Source organism: Streptomyces sp. NPDC002265 (genome assembly GCF_040296125.1).
Lineage (GTDB): Bacteria > Actinomycetota > Actinomycetes > Streptomycetales > Streptomycetaceae > Streptomyces.
The window spans coordinates 1-20,086 of sequence record NZ_JBEOWS010000170.1 but is presented as its reverse complement, the minus strand read 5'-3'; the positions used below and the strand labels follow the sequence as shown (position 1 = coordinate 20,086).

21 protein-coding genes and 2 tRNA genes are annotated in these 20,086 nt (G+C 72.9%); 13 read left to right on the top strand and 10 right to left on the bottom strand.

What is annotated here, in order from left to right; translation table 11 throughout:
• Positions 1–57: 57 nt before the first annotated feature.
• Both ABT085_RS26725 and ABT085_RS26720 read right to left on the bottom strand, forming a co-directional pair.
• Complete coding sequence (locus tag ABT085_RS26725; protein ID WP_351612913.1) at positions 58–243, bottom strand: hypothetical protein; 186 nt, start codon at positions 241–243, stop codon at positions 58–60.
• Between the two features lie 24 nt (positions 244–267).
• Positions 268–1,275, bottom strand: coding sequence for a bifunctional lysylphosphatidylglycerol flippase/synthetase MprF (locus ABT085_RS26720; protein WP_351612910.1), 1,008 nt, complete (start codon positions 1,273–1,275; stop codon positions 268–270).
• A gap of 184 nt (positions 1,276–1,459) precedes the next feature.
• Between ABT085_RS26720 and ABT085_RS26715 the strand changes: the two genes are divergently transcribed.
• The 13 genes from ABT085_RS26715 (at position 1,460) to ABT085_RS26655 (ending at position 12,651) form a co-directional block, all read left to right on the top strand.
• Positions 1,460–1,552: transfer RNA gene (locus tag ABT085_RS26715), tRNA-Pro, on the top strand.
• 25 nt (positions 1,553–1,577) lie between these two features.
• A tRNA-OTHER gene (locus tag ABT085_RS26710) sits at positions 1,578–1,670 on the top strand.
• Between the two features lie 159 nt (positions 1,671–1,829).
• Positions 1,830–3,437, top strand: coding sequence for an aldehyde dehydrogenase family protein (locus tag ABT085_RS26705; RefSeq protein WP_351612907.1), 1,608 nt, complete (start codon positions 1,830–1,832; stop codon positions 3,435–3,437).
• Between the two features lie 42 nt (positions 3,438–3,479).
• Positions 3,480–4,619 (top strand): acyl-CoA dehydrogenase family protein, encoded by a 1,140-nt coding sequence (locus tag ABT085_RS26700; RefSeq protein ID WP_351612905.1) that lies wholly within the window; start codon positions 3,480–3,482, stop codon positions 4,617–4,619.
• Positions 4,620–4,628: 9 nt separating this feature from the next.
• Positions 4,629–5,936, top strand: a complete 1,308-nt coding sequence (locus ABT085_RS26695) for an aspartate aminotransferase family protein (protein WP_351612902.1) — start codon at positions 4,629–4,631, stop codon at positions 5,934–5,936.
• A 1-nt stretch (position 5,937) separates the two neighbouring features.
• Positions 5,938–6,438: a type II toxin-antitoxin system RatA family toxin gene (locus ABT085_RS26690; RefSeq protein WP_351612900.1), complete on the top strand. Its 501-nt coding sequence runs from the start codon at positions 5,938–5,940 to the stop codon at positions 6,436–6,438.
• Positions 6,439–6,447: 9 nt separating this feature from the next.
• Positions 6,448–6,990: a hypothetical protein gene (locus ABT085_RS26685; RefSeq protein WP_351612897.1), complete on the top strand. Its 543-nt coding sequence runs from the start codon at positions 6,448–6,450 to the stop codon at positions 6,988–6,990.
• On the top strand, positions 6,987–7,484 hold the full coding sequence (locus ABT085_RS26680) for a flavin reductase family protein (RefSeq protein WP_351612895.1): 498 nt from the start codon (positions 6,987–6,989) through the stop codon (positions 7,482–7,484). The genes ABT085_RS26685 and ABT085_RS26680 overlap by 4 nt, the downstream gene beginning before the upstream one ends.
• The gene (locus tag ABT085_RS26675) at positions 7,481–8,473 is read left to right on the top strand and encodes a ferritin family protein (protein ID WP_351612892.1); all 993 of its coding nucleotides are present in this window, start codon (positions 7,481–7,483) and stop codon (positions 8,471–8,473) included. Before ABT085_RS26680 ends, ABT085_RS26675 begins: the two co-directional genes overlap by 4 nt.
• Positions 8,470–9,477 (top strand): beta-ketoacyl-ACP synthase III, encoded by a 1,008-nt coding sequence (locus tag ABT085_RS26670; protein ID WP_351612889.1) that lies wholly within the window; start codon positions 8,470–8,472, stop codon positions 9,475–9,477. Before ABT085_RS26675 ends, ABT085_RS26670 begins: the two co-directional genes overlap by 4 nt.
• Before the next feature lie 185 nt (positions 9,478–9,662).
• Entirely contained in the window at positions 9,663–9,893 is a 231-nt protein-coding gene (locus ABT085_RS26665) for a phosphopantetheine-binding protein (RefSeq protein WP_351612887.1), read from the top strand.
• Entirely contained in the window at positions 9,890–11,137 is a 1,248-nt protein-coding gene (locus ABT085_RS26660; RefSeq protein WP_351612884.1) for a beta-ketoacyl-[acyl-carrier-protein] synthase family protein, read from the top strand. The genes ABT085_RS26665 and ABT085_RS26660 overlap by 4 nt, the downstream gene beginning before the upstream one ends.
• Positions 11,138–11,169: 32 nt before the next feature.
• Positions 11,170–12,651, top strand: a complete 1,482-nt coding sequence (locus ABT085_RS26655) for an APC family permease (protein ID WP_351612881.1) — start codon at positions 11,170–11,172, stop codon at positions 12,649–12,651.
• Here ABT085_RS26655 and ABT085_RS26650 read toward each other — a convergent pair.
• The 8 genes from ABT085_RS26650 to ABT085_RS26615 are packed head-to-tail and all read right to left on the bottom strand — an operon-like array spanning position 12,635 to position 19,935.
• Positions 12,635–13,426 carry an AfsR/SARP family transcriptional regulator gene (locus tag ABT085_RS26650; protein WP_351612879.1) on the bottom strand — a complete coding sequence of 264 codons (792 nt, stop codon included), beginning with the start codon at positions 13,424–13,426 and terminating at the stop codon, positions 12,635–12,637. The two genes, ABT085_RS26655 and ABT085_RS26650, sit on opposite strands and share 17 nt — an antisense overlap.
• Positions 13,423–14,196, bottom strand: coding sequence for a sirohydrochlorin chelatase (locus ABT085_RS26645; protein ID WP_351612877.1), 774 nt, complete (start codon positions 14,194–14,196; stop codon positions 13,423–13,425). The genes ABT085_RS26650 and ABT085_RS26645 overlap by 4 nt, the downstream gene beginning before the upstream one ends.
• A gap of 5 nt (positions 14,197–14,201) precedes the next feature.
• Complete coding sequence (locus tag ABT085_RS26640; protein ID WP_351612875.1) at positions 14,202–15,092, bottom strand: ABC transporter permease; 891 nt, start codon at positions 15,090–15,092, stop codon at positions 14,202–14,204.
• On the bottom strand, positions 15,079–15,876 hold the full coding sequence (locus tag ABT085_RS26635) for an ABC transporter ATP-binding protein (protein WP_351612873.1): 798 nt from the start codon (positions 15,874–15,876) through the stop codon (positions 15,079–15,081). The genes ABT085_RS26640 and ABT085_RS26635 overlap by 14 nt, the downstream gene beginning before the upstream one ends.
• A gap of 27 nt (positions 15,877–15,903) precedes the next feature.
• A complete protein-coding gene (locus tag ABT085_RS26630) occupies positions 15,904–16,998 on the bottom strand; it encodes an ABC transporter substrate-binding protein (protein ID WP_351612870.1) in 1,095 nt (364 codons plus the stop codon).
• Complete coding sequence (locus tag ABT085_RS26625) at positions 16,995–18,314, bottom strand: sulfate adenylyltransferase subunit 1 (protein ID WP_351612867.1); 1,320 nt, start codon at positions 18,312–18,314, stop codon at positions 16,995–16,997. Before ABT085_RS26625 ends, ABT085_RS26630 begins: the two co-directional genes overlap by 4 nt.
• The gene (gene cysD / locus ABT085_RS26620) at positions 18,314–19,240 is read right to left on the bottom strand and encodes a sulfate adenylyltransferase subunit CysD (protein ID WP_351612865.1); all 927 of its coding nucleotides are present in this window, start codon (positions 19,238–19,240) and stop codon (positions 18,314–18,316) included. Before cysD ends, ABT085_RS26625 begins: the two co-directional genes overlap by 1 nt.
• Positions 19,222–19,935, bottom strand: coding sequence for a phosphoadenylyl-sulfate reductase (locus tag ABT085_RS26615; protein WP_351612862.1), 714 nt, complete (start codon positions 19,933–19,935; stop codon positions 19,222–19,224). Before ABT085_RS26615 ends, cysD begins: the two co-directional genes overlap by 19 nt.
• Between the last annotated feature and the right edge of the window lie 151 nt (positions 19,936–20,086).

Below are 20,086 nucleotides of genomic sequence, written 5' to 3'. Positions count from 1 at the left end.
GCAGATCCGACTGCCCCGCGGGACCGCTGCGCGTGTGCCGAGCCGCGGCCGCCGCGGCTAGGCGGCGTCGCCGAGCGCCGCGTCCAGGCTGACGAGCGCCGCGTCGGCCGTGGCGGCCGTCTCCTCGTCGTCCGGCGCGCCGATGACGGCCAGGAGGGACGCCACGAGGGCGTTCTGGAGGTCTGCGGTCGGCTGCTGCACAGGATTCTCCTCGGACGGCACGGGGTTCTCGTCGGACGGCATGGGGTTCTCCTCGGACAGGTCGGATCAGAAGGCATTGCAGGCGCGGAAGACATGCGCGAAGGAGACGGGTGACGCCTGGCCGCGGAAGGCGATGTACTCGGGCAGCGTCAGGTCTGGGCCCCACTTCTCCTTGTACGCGAGCTGGGTCCGGGCCGGGTAGAGGTCCTCGCCGTGCTCCCACAGGAAGTGCATCAGCCAGGTGAAGGCCGGGCTGTGTCCGGGCAGTTCGTTCGCCGCGTCCAGTCCGGTGAACGGGGTGAAGCCGAAGTGCAGCCACTGCGCGCCCTCGGCCCGGAAGACCTCGATGGCGGTGCTGTTGATCGCCTCCATCAGGCCGGGGGAGTTGCCGGGCAGGCGCCGGCTCAGGTCGTGCATCCAGCCCGCCTGGGGGCCGTAGACGGGCGAGTAGGAGATGTAGCCGACCGGCGTGCCGTCGATCGAACCCACGAAGAGCCGGCGGTGCTGCTGGGCGCTCCCGCCGGTCTGGCCGACGAGGAACTCCAGCGGGCGGACGTGCTCGCCCTTGTCCGCGAGCCAGGCCGAGTCGATGACGGCCAGCGCCTCCCGTACGTCCTGCGCGTCGGCCTCGCGCACCTGGAGTCCGTTGCGGAAGGCCCGGGAGATCTTGTTGCGCAGCTGCATGAACCGGGTGCCGCGCAGAGCGAAGTCGGGCAGGCCGACCGCCCACGAGGCGCCGATCTGGTTGACGGTCCAGCCCAGGCGCGCGTAGATCTCGGCGTCGGCGCGCTGCAACTGCACGGCCACCAGCCGCAGTTCCTGCTCCTGCGCGTGCTCCTGGAAAGCGGTGAGCAGCCGCTCGTAGCTGTCCGGGCCGGCGAAGGGGCCGCCGAACTGCACCAGATGGCGGCCTGCCTGCCGGTACACCACCACCCCGTCGGCGTCGGGCACGGTGAAGAGCTCGTTCCCGGTGTTCATCGCCAGGAACGAGCTCGGATTCCCGGCCTGCGTGTGTTCCGTGATGGCGTCGAGAACGACGGCGGAGGACGACTCCCGAGTAGGTGCCGTGGACATGGGGCCTCCCTTTCCACTGGTAGGTTTCCGGCGGATCGAGAAAAGTACAGCACTGCCCGCTGGAGCCTTGGAAGAGCCGTTTCCCCCGCGCTTGGAGGCGTCAGCCGGATATCAGCGGGAAGTCAGCCGGGCAGTGCACAGTTGGTGATGTGAACGGGCCGGGGAACACACCGGACGGACACGAGGAGAGGTGCCCGGAGCGGCTTATCGGGGGCCAGACCAATAGGAATGGTCGGGTAATAGACTGCCCACGCAGGTTCAAATCCTGCCCTCTCCGCGAACGACAAGAGCACAGATCACGAGGAGAGGTGCCCGGAGCGGCTTATCGGGGGCCAGTCCCATGGGAATGGTCGGGTAATAGACTGCCCACGCAGGTTCAAATCCTGCCCTCTCCGCAGACGACGGAACAGTGTCGTGCAGCGGCCACGGAGAATCCCTCCGTGGCCGCTTTTCTTGTTCCCGGCATGTCAGCCGCAGGTCAGTATCCAGTCAGACCCGCTCGTCACGATTCGAGTGCTCATCAGAATCCGAGGCGATCGAGGGAAAGGCTGACGATGATCGATGGCCGTGAAAAACCACTGCGCAATTACAAGCTGTACATCGCGGGCAAGGACGTCGAAGGTATCGGCTGGGTGTACACGGTCAGTGCCCGCTCCCTCCTCGAGGACGTCTTCACCAGCGTCAAACTCAAGCGGGCCCTGGAACAGGACGAGAACTCCGCGGCGGCGGAGCACCCGTACGTCGTGGGCCGCTGCGCGGTGGCGGGGGACACGGCCATCGACCTGGCCACCCAGGCGGCCGCGGCGGCGGCCCCGGCCTGGGCCGGGGTCCCGCTGGAGCGGCGTATGCGGCTGGGCGCGCTCTTCCGTGAGGAACTGCTGCGCCGCCAGGACGAGTTCCTGGAACTGCTGACCGCGGAGGCGCACCCGCTGAAGCTGGCCCGCTGGGAACTGAGCTGCCTGCTCCAGGTGTTCAGCGAGGAGAGCCTCGGCTGGTACCGGCAGCGGATGCACACGGAGTTCCAGCACGGCGGGCGCCGGCTCATCGTGCGCCGGCAGCCGGACGGCGTGGTTGCCTTCAACCCCCCGCAGAATGCGCCCGCGCCCAGCGCGGCCCTGTCGGTACTGGCCCTGATGGCCGGGAACACGGTGGTGGTACGCGCCCCCCGGTCCATCGCGCTGAGCACGATGTTCGTGCTGCGTGAGCTCATTGCCCCGCTGCTGGACGAGGTGGGCGCCCCGCCCGGCACGCTGAACGCGGTGTGCAGCAACCCCGGTCAGACGATCGACCGCTGGCTGCTCAGCCCGCAGATCCAGGACATCTTCTACATCGGCAGCACCGAGGAAGGCCTGCGCTTCCAGGAGCGGTGCGTGGCCCGGGGCAAGAAGCCGATCCTCGAACTGGCCGGCAACGACGGCGTGGTGGTCTGGCGGGACGCCGACATCCCGCACGCGGCCGAGGCGATCGCCGAGTCGTTCTACGGCTCCGGACAGATCTGCATGGTGCCCAACTGGGTGCTCGTCCACCCCGACCGGGCGGACGAGCTGATCGCCGAGGTCAAGCGGCAGGCCGAGGCCGTGCGCCCCGGCTATCCGGAGGACGAGGACGTGCTCCTGTCCCCGGTGCGGCGCAGCGAGAAGTTCTTCGCCCTGCTGCGCCAGTCCCTGGACGCCGGCGCCGAACTCGTCACCGGCGGGCACCGCACCGAACTCGACGGCACCCCCAGCGACACCGGAGTCTTCCTCCAGCCCACGGTGGTACGGGTGAACGGCCTGAGCGGCGCTCGCAGCCACGAGGTCGTACGCCACGAGACGTTCTTCCCGCTGATCCCGGTCGTCGTCCCCGAGCCCGCCGACGACGAGAAACTCCTCGACGGATTCATCGACTTCGTCAACACCAACGAGTACGGCCTGCGCAACTCGCTGTGGGCCCGCGACCCCGAGGTCATCGACGCCTTCGTGCGCCGGGTCGGCAACGGCGGCCTGCTGAAGGTGAACGACTCCCACATCGGGTTCCTGCCCTATCTGCCCAGCCACGGCGGCACCGGACTGACCGGCGGCGTCTTCGGCGAGGCCAACTACCCGATGCTCAAGACCTCGCACATCCAGGGCGTGAGCATCGCCCAGGACGTCAGCCCGCGCGCCGCGGTCTTCGGCGGCTGACCTTCCCCACCCACCCGTGCCATCTACGGAGGTGCAATCCCCATGCGCAGCCTCGACGCGGCCCGTGACGCCGTTGAGCGCTACCACCCCGGGCTGCTGAAAGCCCTGGCCGACATCCCGTACGCCCGGCGCGAGGCTCCCGGCAGCCCGGTCCTCGACCTCTTCAGGGCGCACGGCGGGGTCGGGCTGCTGGTGCCCAAGGAGTACGACGGGCACGGCGCCGGTCTCGTGGAGGCGGTCCAGGTGCAGCGCGGCCTCGGCAGTCTCTCCCCCTCCCTGGCCGCCGCGGTCACCATGCACCACTTCACCGTGGCCATGCTCTACGCGCTGGCGGCCGAGTCCGGCCGGCTCACCCCCGCGCAGCTGGAGCTGCTCTCCAGCGTGGTGCCGGAGCAGCGGCTGCTGGCCTCGGGCTGGGCCGAGGGCCGCACCCAGCAGAACATCCTCACCCCGTCGGTGACCGCCGAGCCGGTGCCGGGCGGCTTCCGCCTCAACGGCGTGAAGAAGCCGTGCAGCCTCTCCGGCTCGATGAGCGTGCTGACGGCGAGCATCGCCGTGCCCGGCCGGGACGGACGGCCGGAACTGGCCCTGGCCCTGGTGCCCGCCACCACGCCGGGCCTGTCGGTGCACCCCTTCTGGGGCAGCGACGTCCTCGCCGCCGCCCAGAGCGACGAGGTGCGCCTGGAGAACGTCGAGGTCCCCGAGGAACTCGTGGTGCGGACCACGGCCGAGGACCCGCACCGGCTCGACGACCTGCAGACCGCCGGCTTCATCTGGTTCGAGCTGCTCGTCTCCGCCGGCTACGCGGGAGCGGCCGCGGGACTGACCGAGCAGCTGCTGGCCAGCGGCCGGGGCAGCCCGCAGGAGAGGGCCCAGGTCGTCGTCCAGACCGAGGCCGCCTTCGAACTGCTGGCGGGCGCGGCGCGCGCGATCCGCGACGGACTGGAGGGGGAGGGCGCGGTGGCCGCGGTGCTCGTGGCCCGGTTCGCGGCCCAGACGAACCTGGCCCGTGCCACCGACCAGGCGCTCGAACTCCTCGGCGGCATCGACTTCATCCGCAACCCCGACCACGCCCGCCTCGCCGCCTCGGTGCGCCCGCTCGCCTTCCACCCGCCGTCGCGGGCCGGCAGCGCCGCCGCCCTGGTGCAGTACGTCGACGGCGGCCCGCTCGAACTGTCCTGAAGGAGGGCCATGACCATCACCAGCGATCCGTCCGGGACCACCACCGCGGGCCCGGCGCCGGACACCGAGGCGGACATCCTGGCCCTGTACCGGGCCCGACTGAGCAAGGGCCGCGCGACCCTCGCCGAACTCTTCGGCAGCCACATGGAGGTGGCCTCGGCCGGCGCCTGGCTCACCACCAGCGACGGCGAGCAGTTCCTCAACTGCGGCGGCTACGGCGTCTTCATCATGGGCGCCCGGCACCCGAGGGTCGTGGAGGCCGTCCAGCACCAGCTGCACACCCACCCGGTCGCCACCCGGATCCTGCTGGAGCCGACCGTCGCCCGCGCCGCCGAGGCACTGGCGGCCGTCGCCCCCCAGGGGCTGGAGCGCGTGCACTTCGCCCTCTCCGGCACGGAGGCGGTGGAGACCGGCCTCAAGCTCGCCCGCGCCCACGGGCGCACCAGGATCGTCTCGATGCTCGGCGGCTACCACGGCAAGACGATGGGCGCGCTGTCGGCCACCGCCAAGGCCGTCTACCAGAACCCCTTCCGTCCGCTGCTGCCCGACGTCGTCCACCTGCCCTACGGCGACGCCGGGGCGCTGCGTACCGAGCTGGCCGCCCACCCCGGCGAGGTCTGCGTCATCGTCGAGCCGGTCCAGGGCGAGGGCGGCGTCGTACTGCCCCCGAAGGGATATCTCAAGCAGGTCGAGGAACTGGTCCGGGAGTACGAGGGTTTCCTCGTCCTGGACGAGGTGCAGACCGGCATGGGCCGGCTGGGCGAGTGGTGGGGCGCCGACATCGACGACGTCCGCCCCGACGTCATGCTCGTCGGCAAGGCGCTGGGCGGGGGAGTGGTCCCGGTCTCGGCGGCGATCGCCACCAAGGAGGCGTTCCGCCCCTTCGACAAGGACCCCTACGTCCACACCGGGACGTTCTCCGGGCAGCCGCTGCTGATGGCGGCCGTCCAGGCGGCGATCCAGGTCGTCCAGGAGGAACGGCTGGTCACCCGGGCCACGGACATCGGCGCCCGGCTGCTGCCGGAGATCACCGCGATCGCCCGGCGCAACCTGCCCGGCCTGGTCACCGACGTCCGCGGCCGCGGACTGCTCATCGGCGTGGAGCTGGCCGAGCCGGGCCTGGCGGGCGAGCTGCTCATCGAGCTCTTCAACCACGGGGTGGTGGCCAACCACTCCATGAACGGCAGTGCGGTGGTGCGCTTCACCCCGCCCGCCGTGCTCACCGAGGTGGACGAACGCTTCCTCCTCGACGCGTTCGACAAGGCCACCAGGGATCTCGTCCGGATGGCGCCCACCATGCCGGAAGGCGGTAGCTGACATGCGACATGTGCAACTGGACGCGGTGGTGCACGACGAGCGGCGCGCGGACGTCTTCGAACGGATCGTGCAGTGGGAGCGCTACGCCGAGCTCGCCCCGCACGTGCAGTCCACCACCGTGCACCGGGGCCGCCCCTCGCCGACCGGCTCCTCCAGCTGGGAGCTGCACTTCCGCAGCGGTCTGCTGCGCTGGACCGAGACCGAACGGTTCGAGCCCGAGGACGGCGAGGTCCACTTCGAGCAGACCGAGGGCGACTTCGACAGCTTCACCGGCCGCTGGCAGCTCACCGAGCGGGGCGACGACGTCGAGGTGAGCTTCACCTGTGCGTTCGACTTCGGCATCCCCAGCCTCGAAGGCATCCTCGACCCGATCGCCGAGCGGGTCATCAAGGAGACCGTCGCCTGGGCACTGGCGGGCCAGTTCGCCCGCGTACGGCTCGTCGGCGAACCCGACCCCGGCGACCCCGGCACCTCCGCCGCGGGCCTGCCCGCCACCGCATAGGAGCGCGTCATGGACCAGGCCAACCCCTTCGAGACCCCCCGCACGTTCTCCCTGCACCGGGCCGAGTACCTGGTGGGACTCGCGGTCACCACCGGAATGATCATCGCCCACGCGGGCGAGATCCGCTGGCTGCCCGCCGTCGCCCTGTTCCTCTACATCGACCTGATCGGCTACATCCCCGGCGCCGTCGCCTTCCGGCGCAGCCACGGCGCACCGATCCCGAAGGCGTACTACGTCCTGTACAACGTCATGCACAGCCTCATCACCCAGGGCGCCGTGGCCGCGCTGTGGTGCTGGCTGGTCCGGCCCGAGTGGGCGCTGCTGGTGCTGCCGTTCCACCTCTTCGGCGACCGGGGGCTGTTCGGCAACTTCCTCAAGCCGTTCTCGCTGCCCTTCGAGCCGGTCCGCCAGCCCGGCTATCTGCGGCTGCTGGACGACCTCGGGGTCAAGCACCCCAAGCCGGTCGGCCACACCGGTGACCCGGCGCCCGTGGGACACGTCCCGGCCCGGCCGGCCCAGGCCGCGCGCCGGCAGCCGGAAACCGCACAGTGACCGGCGCGCGGACCACCGCCGTACGCCGGCTGGCCACCCCGGTCAGCGTCCTGACGGTGAGTCACGAGGGCCGGCTGCACGGCACCACGGCCTCGACCACCACGCTGGTGTCCACCCGGCCGCTCATCCTGGGCACCAGCCTGCGTGCCGGATCGGTGCTCGGCGAACTCGCCATCGCCGCCGGCTGGTTCACCGTGAACGTCCTGGGCGGCGGCCAGGCGGAGCTGGCCCGCTGGTTCGCCGACAGCAGCCGGCCCCTGGGCGCCGCGCAGTTCGACGGGTTCGCCTGGCGGCCCGACCCGCTCACCACCGCGCCCCTGCTCGAAGGGACGCTCGCGCACTACAGCTGCCGGGGCGCCGGCCGGATCGCGGTCGGCGACCACGAAGTGCTCCTGGGGCGGGTGGTGGAGAGCGACACCGGCTCCGGAGACCCGCTGCTCAGCTTCGCCGGCGGCCTGCGCACCCTGACCGGAAGGGACGGTACGACCCCATGACCACGCGACACGGCACGGCCCGGGTGGCCCGCGAGGCCGACTGGGACGAGGCTCCCGGCCTGCTCGACGGGGCGATGGAGCTCACCCTGGGCCCCGCGGAGTGCGATCTGCCGTACTGGATCACCCAGGTCGCCCAGGGCACGCTCCTCGGCCGGGGCGTCACCGGCCACGCCCCCGGGGCGACGGTGCCGGACTTCCTGCGCGCGCCGGGGCCGCTGCGCCAGGCACTGATCCTGGAGTTCGGCTTCCGGAGCCTGGCGGAGGAGCTCGCCACCCGGCTGCTGGCCGACTACGTCGCCATCGCCCCCGGCATCCCCGAGCTCGAGTTCTACGCCACCCAGCTCATCGACGAGGCCCGGCACGCCCGGGTGTTCCGCGACCATCTGGCCGAACTGGGCATGCCCGCGGCCACCCTGGTCGCGGACATCGCCGAACTCGCCGCCGACTACCGCAAACAGATCCTCGACCCCGTCGTGGAGTTCACCCGGGACATCGTCCGCACCCGGGCCGACTTCGCGGGCGGCGTGGCCGTCTTCGCCATCGTCATCGAGGGGGTGCTGGCGCCCGCGGCCGAGCTCAGCGAACGCAAGTGGACCCCGCTCTCGCCCGCGACCGGCGAGATCTCCCGGGGCACGGCCATCGACGAGATCCGTCACCTCACGGTCGCGGCCACCATCCTCAAGGACCACCTGGAGGCGCACCCGGACTATCTGCCGCGCCTGGCGGAGATCCTGCGGGCCGGCCGGGAACTGTGGGACCGGCTGCCCGACCGCCCCTTCGTGCTGCACCGCGAGGAACTCTTCCAGGAGGGCATGGCCGCCCGGGCCGACCTCATCGGGGACTACGAGATCTGGCCGGGCGTGCGCATGCTCGGCACCACCCCGGAACAGCGCTACGACATGGCCGAGGCGTGGACGGACCAGATGGCCGAGAAGCGCATGGCCTACATGGGTATCCCCGCCCACCTCGCCACCCGGACCGCACGGTGAGGGCGGCGGTCGTCTGCGGACTCGGCGGCCACGTGCCGCCGCGCCGCGTCACCAACGCCGACCTCAGCGAACGTCTCGACACCTCCGACGAGTGGATCCGCAGCCGGACCGGCATCCGCACCCGGCACATGGTGTCGGCCGGCACCGCCACCTCGGACCTGGCCGTCGAGGCCGGCCGCCGGGCTCTGAAGTCCGCGGGCGAGGCCGCGGTGGACGCGGTGGTCCTGGCCACCACCACCCCCGACCGGCCCTGCCCCGCGACCGCCCCCGAGGTGGCCGCCCGGCTCGGCGTCGGCACGGTCCCCGCCTTCGACGTGGCCGCCGTGTGCAGCGGCTTCCTCTACGCACTGGCCAGCGCCGCCGGACTGATCGCCTCCGCCACCGCCGACCGGGTGCTCGTGATCGCCGCCGAGGCCTTCACGACGATCATCGACCCGCAGGACCGGGGCACCGCGGTGATCTTCGCGGACGGGGCGGGAGCGGTGGTGCTGCGCGCGGGCACCCCGGCGGAACCGGGCGCACTCGGCCCGATGGTGCTCGGCAGCGACGGCGAACACCGCGACCTGATCGAGGTGCCGGCGGGCGGTTCCCGCCGGCGCGCCCCGCACGCACCGGGCGAGCAGTACTTCCGGATGCGCGGCCGCGACACCTACCGGCACGCCGTCGAGCGGATGACCGCCGCGAGCGGGCAGGCGCTCGCCCGCGCCGGGTGGACCACCGAGCAGGTCGACCGGCTCGCCGCCCACCAGGCCAACGCCCGCATCCTCGACACCGTCGCCGAACGGCTCGGGATTCCCGCCGAACGGCAGCTGACCAACATCGCCTACCTGGGCAACACCGGCGGGGCGTCCGTCCCGCTGCTGCTCGCCGACGCCGCCGCCGACGGCCGGCTGCGCCCCGGCCACCGGGTCCTGCTCACCGCCTTCGGCGGCGGCCTGGCCTGGGGCGCGACCACGCTGAGCTGGCCGCAGCTGGGGCCGGTGACCGATCCGCGTACCCCCTAAGAGCTCCGGACAGAAGTGGGGCCCGGCGGGCGGCGCCCGGCACGCACGCTCGCCGCGTTGCCGAAAGGCCCTGGTAGCTCCGCTACAAGGACCTTCCGGCGCCTTGCGATCGCACGCACCGGACACCGTCCGCTGATCGGACCCCACTTCTGTCCGGAGCTCTCACACCGTCAAGGAGGACAGCCATGTTCGAGATCGTCAAGGAAATGCTCGTCAGCAAGCTCAAGGTGGACCCGGACAAGGTCACCCCCGGCGCGACCAGGGAGGACATCGACCTGGACTCGCTCGCTCTGGTCGAGCTCTCGCTGCTGCTCGAACAGGAACTGGACGTCACCGTCAGCGACGACGAACTGATCGCGACCGACTCCATCGGCGCGATGGTCGAGCTGATCGAGAGCCGGCGGGCGGGCGTGTGAACGGCGCGGCCGGCCGTCCGCCCCGGCCCGCGGCGGACATCGCCGTCACCGGCATCGGCCTGGTCACCCCCGGCGGCATCGGTACGGCGGCCAGCTGGCGTACGGTGTGCGCCGGCCGGCCGGCCGCGGCCCCGGACCCGGCGCTGCCCCCGGGCCCGACGGGCATCACCTGCCGGGTGCCCGGTTTCGACGGCGAGGCGCTGCTCGGCGGCCGCAGAGCCCACCGGCTCGACCGGTTCACCCAGTTCGCCCTGGTCGCCGCGGCGGAGGCGGTGGCGGACGCGGGCCTGGACCCGAGGCACTGGGACGGCGCCCGGGTGGCCGTGGTCCTCGGCTGCGCCGACGGCGGGCCCGAGACCGTGGAGGCCCAGCACCAGGTGCTGCTCCGCGACGGCCCGACCCGGGTCTCCCCCCTGCTGCTGCCCATGCAGCTGCCCAACATGCTGGCCGGGCAGACCGCCATCGAACTCGGCGCCACCGGGCCCAACCTGGTGGTGGCCACCGCCTGCGCCTCCGGCGCCACGGCCATCGGCACCGCACGCGACCTCCTGCTGCTCGACCGGTGCGACATCGCCCTGGCCGGCGGCAGCGAAGCCATGATCACCCCCCTGGTGATGGCGGGGTTCGCGCAGATGGGCGCGCTCTCGCAGCGCGGCGACGACCCGGCGCGGGCGTCCCGGCCGTTCGACGTCGACCGGGACGGCTTCGTCGCCGCCGAGGGCAGCGGCGTACTCGTCCTGGAACGCGCCGGCGACGCCCGCGCCCGCGGCGCCCGCACCCGGGCCCGGCTCGTCGGCCACGGCATCTCCGCCGACGCCCACCACATGACCTCCCCGCACCCCACCGGCGCCGGCGCCGAGGCCGCCCTGCGTGCCGCGCTCGCCGACGCGGGCGCGACACCCGAGGACGTCGCGCACGTCAACGCCCACGGCACCTCGACCCGGCTCAACGACCTGGTGGAGGCCCAGGTGCTCAGCCGGGTGCTGCCGCACGCACCGCTGGTCACCTCCACCAAGGGCGTCACCGGACATCTGCTGGGTGCCGCCGGGGCCGTGGAGGCCGCCTTCACCGTGCTGAGCGTCGAGCACGCCCTGGTGCCCCCCACCGCCGGCCTGACCACGCTCGACCCGAAGATCCACATCGAGGCCGCCACCGCGGCCGTCCCGCTCGACATCCCGCTGGCCGTGTCCAACTCCTTCGGTTTCGGCGGCCAGAACGCGGTGCTCGCCTTCGCCGCGGCCTGACCCGACCGAGCCCCTCCTCCCCGGAGCCGACCATGTCACAGCTACGCTCCAGCACTTCCCGGACGCACCTGAGCACCTGGCACATCGTCTTCGTCATCGTCGCCGCCGCCGCACCGCTGTCCGCCATGGTGGGCACCGTGCCGCTGGCCTTCGCGGTCGGCAACGGCCCCGGCGTCCCCGCCGCGTTCGCCTTCGCCGGGCTGACCCTGCTGTGTTTCGCCGTCGGCTACGCGGTCAGCGCCCGCCGAACCGGCGGCTCCGGCGGCTTCTACACCTCCATCGCCGACGGGCTCGGCAGGCCGGCCGCCGTGGCCGGCGGATTCATCGCCGTGCTCTCCTACAACGCCGCCACCATCGGACTCGTCGGCGCCCAGGGCTACTTCACCCGCCTGGTCCTGGCCTCCCACGGCTACCACGTCTCGTGGGAGGTGTGCGCGCTGGCCGGGGTGGCCCTGGTCGCCGTGCTCGGCCACCGGGAGATCACGCTCAGCGCCCGGCTGCTCGCCCTGCTCATGATCGGCGAGACCGGCGTCCTGCTGGCCCTGGACATCGCCGTACTCGTCCGGCACGGCGCCTCCGCACTGCCCGCGGCCTCCTTCGGCCACCAGGCGACCGGACCCGGGCTCGGCGTCGCCATGATGTTCGCCTTCGTGTCGTTCATCGGCTTCGAGTCCGCGGCGCTCTACGGCGGCGAGGCCCGCAACCCGCGGCGCAACGTGGTCCGCGCCACCTACGCCGCCGTCGTGCTCATCTCGGTCTTCTACACCCTCACCAGCTGGCTGGCCGTGGGCGCCGTCGGCGCCCGCAACGTACGCGCGACGGCCGGCGCACAGCTCGGCGACCTGTTCTTCGTCCTGGCCGGGGACTACCTGGGCACCGCCGGGCGGACCGTCCTCGAAGTGCTGCTGTGCACCAGCCTCTTCGCCGCCACCCTCGCCCTGCACAGCGCGGCCAACCGCTACGCCCACGTCCTGGCCACGGACGGCCTGCTGCCCACCGCACTGTCCGCGCGCCACCCCCGCCACGGCTCCCCGCACCGGGCGAGCACCCTCCAGTCCGCGCTCAACCTCGTCGCGGTGGCCGTGTTCGCGGCGGCGGGCCTGGACCCGTACGCCGACATGACGACCAGCATGCTGGGGCTCGGCACCCTCGGCATCATCGTGCTCCAGGCCGCCGCCGCCCTGTCGGTCGTCGGCCTGCTGCGGCGTGGTGGCGGGGCCGGCGTCTGGCAGGGGCTGGTGGCCCCGCTGCTCGCCTTCGCCGGTCTCACCGCGACCGTCTGGCTGGTCCTGGGCAACTACTCGCTGCTGACCGGCACCGACTCCCCGGTGGTCGGCGCGCTGCCCTGGACCCTGCCCGCCCTCGCGCTGCTCGGCGCGGGCTACGCCTGGTGGCTGCGCACCAACAGGGCGGACACCTACCGCAGGCTCGCCGGACGGGACGGCGGCGAGCGGGCGGTGCCCGTCGAGGTGGCGCCCGCGGCGGCGCAGGCCTCGGTCACTCGTCCAGACTGAGCACCATGCCTCTTCGGTGCTCCAGCGCGGGTTCCTGATTGAGTATCCGCCGGAACAGGTCCCGCAGCCGGGGCGAGGGCTCGATACCGAGCTCGTCGACGAGCCGGCTGCGGGTCGCGTTGTACGTCTCGACGGCCTCGGCCTGCCGCCCGGTCCGGTACAGCGCCAGCATCAGCAGCTCGGTGATGCGCTCCCGCCAGGGGTGCATCACACCGAACCGGCGCAGCTCGCTGATCACATCGGCGGGCGGCCCGAACCGCAGCTCCAGCTCCAGCCGGGACTCCAGCGCGCTCAGGTACTCCTCGTCCAGCTGCACGGACGCGCTGCGGCACAGCGGGCTGGCGGCCACCTCCTGCGGCAACGGCCCCCGCCACAGCTCCAGCGCCGACTCCAGAAGTTCCCTGGACATGGCCGGGTCCCGCTCGGCCGCGGAGCGGGCCCGCGCCAGCCGCTCCCGGAAGACGTGCACGTCCACGTCCATGGGCGGCACGACCAGCTGATAGCCGGAAGGGTGGCCGATCAGCGCGGGCGCCTGTCCGTCGCCCGCGTGCCGCCGCAGGGTGCGGCGCAGCCGGGACACATGGGCCTGGAGGGCGTTCTCGACCAGCTCGGGCGGGTCCTCGCCCCAGAGTTCGGCGTACAGCTGCTCGCTCGGCAGCAGCCGGCCAGCGGTGAGCAGGAGGGTCGTCAGCAGAATCCGCTGGCGGGCCCCGGTGACGGCGACGAAGCGCTCGTCGACCACGGTTCCGATCGCTCCAAGAATGGTGAACCTCATGCGTGGAGCGTCACACTGTGGTCTCGTCCGCTGCTCAAGTCCTGCTCGGGTACGGCCGTCACCGCCTGCGCCCAGCGGCGCAGCAGCAGCCGTGCCAGCTCCGGGGCCGCGCCCAGCACAGGGGCCAGCAGATCCGCCCCCGCGGCCTGGGCCGCGATCCGCTCGGAGAGCCGGCCGGGCGCGACGACGTAGGGCGCGACGGCCACCCGCGGCACGCCGTCGGCGCGCAGCGCACGGACGACGTCCACGGTGCGGGGCGAGGAGCCGGAGGCGAACGCGGGCCGCACGGCGCACCAACCGGTGCTGCGCCGCCACTCCCGCGCGATGGCTGCGATCGCCGCGTTCGCCTCCGGGTCGGTGGAGCCCGCCGCGGCGAGCACGACGCCGGTCGACGCCCGCTCGGACCGGCGCAGCCCGGCCTCGGCGAGCCGGCGCTCGAGGGCGGCGACGAGCAGGGGGTCGGGCCCCAGGACCGCGGCCCGGCGCACCCGCAGCGAGGCCGGGGCGTCGGCCAGGACGGCGGGGATGTCGGTCCTGGCGTGGAAGGCCCGGGTGAGCAGCAGCGGCAGGGCGACGACGTCCCGTACCCCGTCGGCGGCCAGGCGCTCCAGCGCCGAACGCACCGACGGGGTGCCGAACTCCAGGAAGGCCGTCCCCGCCCGCAGGCCCGGCCGCAGCGCCCGCGCCCGGCCGACCAGCGCCCGCACGGTGGCCGCGTGCCGCGGGTCCCGGCTGCCGTGGGCCACGACCAGCAGGGCCGACGGGCGCATCGCGTTCAGCTCTTCACCAACAGGCCGCGCGAGCGCAGCACATGGCGCTCCAGCGGGCTGAAGACCAGCAGGTCCACGGTGATGCCCACCAGCAGGATCAGGAGGATGGCGAAGAACACCGTCGGCATGCTGCTGGTGTTGCGGCCGTTCTCCAGCAACTGGCCCAGGCCGACGCCGAGATCGGGGGAGGAGGCGATGATCTCGGCGGCCATGAGCGAGCGCCAGGAGAACGCCCAGCCCTGCTTGAGCCCGGCCACATAGCCGGGCAGCGCGGCCGGGAGCACGATGTGCCGCAGTCCGCGCAGGCCGGTGGCGCCCAGGGTGCGGCCGGCCCGCAGGTGCAGCGGCGGGATCTGGTCGACCCCGGAGACGAGGCCGTTGGCGATGGAGGGGACGGCGCCGAGCAGGATCACCGCGTACATCATCGAGTCGTTCAGGCCCAGCCACAGCACGGCCGGCGGCACCCAGGCGACCGAGGGCAGCGACTGCAGGCCGGACAGGACCGGGCCGACGGCGGCGCGCACCAGCCGCACCCGGGCCACCAGCAGGCCCAGCGGGGTGCCGACCAGCAGCGCGAGCAGGAAGCCGGACAGCCCGCGCGAGACGGACGTCCAGATGTAGCCGAACAGGGTGCCGCGCAGCCAGGCCTCGGTGACCTCGTGCCAGACGGCCGAGGGCGCGGGGAGCCGGTAGGAGTCGGTGACGTGCGCCGACACCAGCAGCTGCCAGAGGGCCAGGACGAGTGCGACGGCGACGGCCGGCGGCAGCACGCTGCGCAGCAGCGTCTCGCGCAGCGGCCGGCGGCGGGTGCGCGGGGTCTCCAGCGCGTCCAGCCCGGCCTCCAGCCCGGCCAGGTCGCTGCCGCCGGTCGCCTCGGCGGCGTCAGTGCCGGCCATGACGGCGGATCTCCCCTCGCAGTTCCTCGGTGATCTCCAGGGACAGCTCCGCGACGGTGGCGTCCTCGATCCGGCGGGGCTGGTCGATGCCGACCTGCCACTGGCGGGCGATGCGGCCGGGACGCGAGGACATCAGCACCACCCGCTGGGCGAGCCGCACGGCCTCACGGACGTTGTGGGTGACGAACAGCACGGACAGGCCCGTCTCCTGCCAGATGCGGGTCAGCTCGTCGTGCAGCACGTCCCGGGTGATGGCGTCGAGGGCCGCGAACGGCTCGTCCATCAGCAGCAGCCGGCTGTCCTGGGCGAGGGCGCGGGCGAGCGCGACGCGCTGGCGCATCCCGCCGGACAGCTCGTGCACCCGTTTGCCGTACGCGCCCTTGAGCCGGACCAGTTCCAGCAGCTCCTCGGCCCGCGCCCGCCGCTCGCCACGGGGCATCCCGCGCAGTTTCAGCGCCAGTTCGATGTTGCGGCCGGCCGAGAGCCAGGGGAACAGGGCGTGTTCCTGGAACATCAGCGCCGGCCGGCCGGCCGGAGTGCTGATCTCCCCGGCGCTCGGCCGGTCCAGTCCGGCGAGCAGGCCGAGCAGCGTGGACTTCCCGCAGCCGGAGGCCCCCAGCAGCGTGACGAACTCGCCCGGCGCGACATCGAGGCTGATGTCGTCCAGGACGAGCTGCCGGGCGGAGCCGTCGCGGAACGACTTCGAGACGTGCGCGATCCGCGCGGCGAAACCGGCCGCCGCGTCGGTCGCGGCGGTGGCCAGGGTGAGGGTGGTGGTCTCCATCCTCGGCACCTCCTCGGTGGCTGGGTCTTACCGGATGCCGAGCCCGGCGTCGTCGACGGTCGGTCCGCCCTCGGCCGCGAGAACCCGGCGCAGCGGTGCGAGGTCGTAGATCCCGCGCAGATCGGGCCGGTCCAGCAGACCGGCCCGTACCGCGTGCTCGGCCTGGACGGCGAGGGTGGCGGCCAGCGGGTCGTCGGTGACCCGGATGGACCGGAACGCCGGGTCGACGACGTCCGGCGGCAGCGCCTTGCCGGACAGCCGGCGCAGCGCCGCGTTCGCCGTCGCCCTCGCCGCGTCCGGATGAGCGTTGATCCAGGCGTTGGTGCGCACCGAGCCGCGCAGCACGGCCTCGACCGCCTCGGGGTGGGCGGCGAGGAAGCGCTGCGACACGACCAGGTTCGTGATCACGAACCGGTGGTCCGGCCACAGCGCCGACTCGTCGAGCAGCACCCGGCCGCCCTCGGCGACCAGCTTGGACGCCGTCGGCTCCGGCACCCAGGCGCCGTCGATCGCCCCGGACCTGAAGGCGTCGGGGGTGATCCGGTTGTCGGTGCGGACGACCGAGACGTCGCCCCGGCCGGACTGCGGGTCGACCTTCCAGCCCCGCTCGGCGATCCAGTTCAGGAACGCCACGTCCTGGCTGTTGCCCAGTTGCGGGGTGGCGATCCGGCTGCCCCTGACGTCCCCCAGCGACTTGATCTTCCGGGGGTCGACCACCAGCTTCACCCCGCCGGAGGCGGAGCCGCTGACGATGCGCAGGCTCCTGCCCCCCGAGACCACGTAGCTGTTGACGGCCGGCGAGGGCCCGATCCAGCCCATGTCGATCGAACCGGAGTTCAGCGCCTCGATCTCCGACGGCCCGGCGTTGAAGACGGCGGTCCTGAGCCGGGTGCCCCCGAGCTCGCGTTGCAGCAGGCCCCGTTCCACCCCGACCAGGGCGGTGGCGTGGGTGAGGTTCGGGAAGTAGCCGATCGTCACCGCGTCCAGCCCGTCGGTCTTCTTCGCGCCCGCGGCGACGGGCGCCCGGTCGTACCCCTGGTCCCGCCGCGAGCCGTAGCCGCAGGCGCACAGCAGGGCGAGCAGCACGAGCACGGTCGCGGCGGCGGGGCCACGGTTCCTCACGAGGACGCCCTCCCGTCGCCCCCGCCGGGCCGGGCGGCGAAGGACTCGCCCGCCATGCCGGCGGTGAGCGTGGCGCCGTCGGCCGGGTCCAGCAGCAGGAAGCAGCCGGTACGGCGGTTGTCGGCGTATCCGTCGAGGGCCAGCGGCTCGGCGGTGCGCAGCACGACCCGGCCGATGTCGTTGGCGGTCAGCAGGCCGGGCAGCGGATGGAGGGCGGAGCCGTCCAGCGCGTAGCGGCTCGGGATCTCCTTGACCACGGCCGGCACGGTGCGGGTGGTGTGCTTGAGCAGCACCCGCGCGCCGACCCGCAGCGGACGGTCGGTGAGCTGGCAGACGGTGGCGTCGACGTCCCGCGTGACCGGCGGCACGTCGGTGACCGGGACGATCAGGTCGCCCCGGGAGATGTCGAGGTCGTCGGCGAGCAGCAGGGACACCGACTGCGGGGCCCTGGCCTCCTCGACCCGCTCGCCCAGCAGGTCGATGCCGGTGACGACGGACGAGCGCCCGGAGGGCAGTACGACGACACGGGTGCCGGTGCGCAGCACGCCGGAGGCGATCTGCCCGGCGTAGGCCCGGTAGTCGGGGTGCTGCCGGGTCCCCGGGCGGATGACGTACTGCACGGGGAAGCGTGCCGGGAGCCGCGCGGGGTCGGAGCGCACCGGGACCGTCTCCAGGTGCTCCAGCACGGTGGGTCCGCCGTACCAGTCCATGTGGGCGGAGGCGCTGACCACGTTGTCGCCCCGCAGCGCGGACACCGGGACGACCGTGACCTCGCCGATCCCCAGCGCGTGGGCGTACGCCGTGAACTCCTCGGCGATCGCGGCGAAGACGGGCTCGGCGTAGTCCGCCAGGTCCATCTTGTTGACGGCGAGGACCACGTGCGGCACGCGCAGCAGCGCGGCGATGAGGGTGTGCCTGCGCGTCTGCTCCACGATGCCGTTGCGCGCGTCCACCAGGATGATCGCCAGCTCGGCGGTGGAGGCGCCGGTGACCATGTTGCGGGTGTACTGCACGTGCCCCGGAGTGTCGGCCAGGATGAAACCCCGCCGGGCGGTGGTGAAGTAGCGGTACGCGACGTCGATGGTGATGCCCTGTTCGCGTTCGGCCCGCAGGCCGTCGGTGAGCAGGGCCAGGTCCGGCCCGTCCTGGCCGCGGCTGCGGGAGGCGCGCTCGACGGCCTCCAGCTGGTCCGCCGGCACCGATCTGGAGTCGTGCAGCAGTCGCCCGACCAGCGTCGACTTGCCGTCGTCGACGGATCCGGCGGTGGCGAAGCGCAGCAGCCCCGCCGTGGCCACGGTCGTGGTGTCGGCCGTCATCAGAAGTACCCCTCGCGCTTGCGGTCCTCCATGGCGGCCTCCGAGAGCCGGTCGTCGGCCCGGGTCGCCCCGCGCTCGGTCACCCTCGACCCCGCGATCTCGGCGATCACGTCCTCCACGGTGCGTGCGTGCGACAGGACGGCCCCGGTGCAGGACATGTCGCCGACCGTACGGAAACGCACCATCCGCTTCTCGACGGCCTCGGCCTCCTTCGGGCCGCCCCAGATCCCCGCGCTGAGCCACATGCCGCCGCGGTGGAAGACCTCGCGTTCGTGGGCGTAGTAGATCTCCGGGACCGCGATGCCGTGGCGGGCGATGTACTGCCACACGTTGAGTTCGGTCCAGTTGGACAGCGGGAACACCCGGACGTGCTCGCCGGGGGCGTGCCGGCCGTTGTAGAGGTTCCACAGCTCGGGGCGCTGGCGGCGCGGGTCCCAGCCGCCGAACTCGTCCCGCAGCGAGAACACTCGCTCCTTGGCGCGGGCCTTCTCCTCGTCCCGGCGCCCGCCGCCGAACACGGCGTCGAACCGCTCGGCGGCGATCTTCTCCGTCAGCGGCAGGGTCTGGAGCGGGTTGCGGGTGCTGTCCGGGCGTTCGCGCAGGACCCCGCGGTCGATGTAGTCCTGCACCGACGCGACGTGCAGCCGCAGCCCGTGCTCGGCGACGGTCCGGTCGCGGTACTCCAGCACCTCGGGGAAGTTGTGCCCGGTGTCCACGTGCAGCAGCGCGAACGGGACCGGCGCGGGGGCGAACGCCTTCAGCGCCAGGTGCAGCATGACGATCGAGTCCTTGCCGCCGGAGAAGAGCAGGACCGGGCGCTCGAACTCCCCGGCCACCTCCCGGAAGATGTGCACCGCCTCGGACTCCAGCACATCGAGATGCCGCAGCGCGGCCGCGGACCGGGCCGTCATGAGTGCAACCCGCATTCCGTCTTCCCCAGGCCCGACCAGCGCCCGGCCCGCGCGTCCTCGCCGCCCTGCACCCGGCGGGTGCAGGGGGCGCAGCCGATGGACGGATATCCGTCCGTCAGCAGGGGATTGGTGAGCACCGAGTGCTCTGCCACGTACGCCTCCAGGTCTGCCTGTGTCCAGCGGGCGATCGGGGACACCTTCACCTTCTGCCGCTCGGCGTCCCATCCGACGACCGGGGTGTTCGCGCGGGTCGGCGACTGGTCCCGGCGCAGTCCCGTGGCCCAGGCGTCGTACGCCTTCAGCCCCTCGGCCAGCGGCGCGACCTTGCGCAGCGCGCAGCAGCGGTCGGGGTCGCGCTCGTGCAGCCTCGGCCCGTACTGCGCGTCCTGCTCGGCGACCGTCTGCCGGGGGGTGAGGGTGATGACGTCGACGTCCATCACCGCGGCCACCGCGTCGCGGGTGCCGATGGTCTCCGGGAAGTGATAGCCGGTGTCGAGGAAGACCACGGCCACTCCCGGCTTCACCCGGGCCGCCAGATGCGCCACGACCGCGTCCTCCATCGACGACGTCACGCAGAACCGGTCACCGAAGGTCTCCGCCGCCCAGCGCACGATCTCCGACGCCGGCGCGTCCTCCAGGGTCCTGCCCGCGCTTTCGGCGAGCTGTTGAAGTCCGTGCACCACATGCTCCCTTGGCTGAGATACGACCATGGCAGCACGGGCGGTTGACGCTGCACTGACGGGCGGCTGACCGGCCGATCGCGGGGCGCTGGAAGGTGAGGAGCTCACCTCCCGGACGTGTCCGGCTCACTTGCCGGATACACCGTCCGGTGCCGGTGCCGGTGCCGGTGCCGGCACCGGC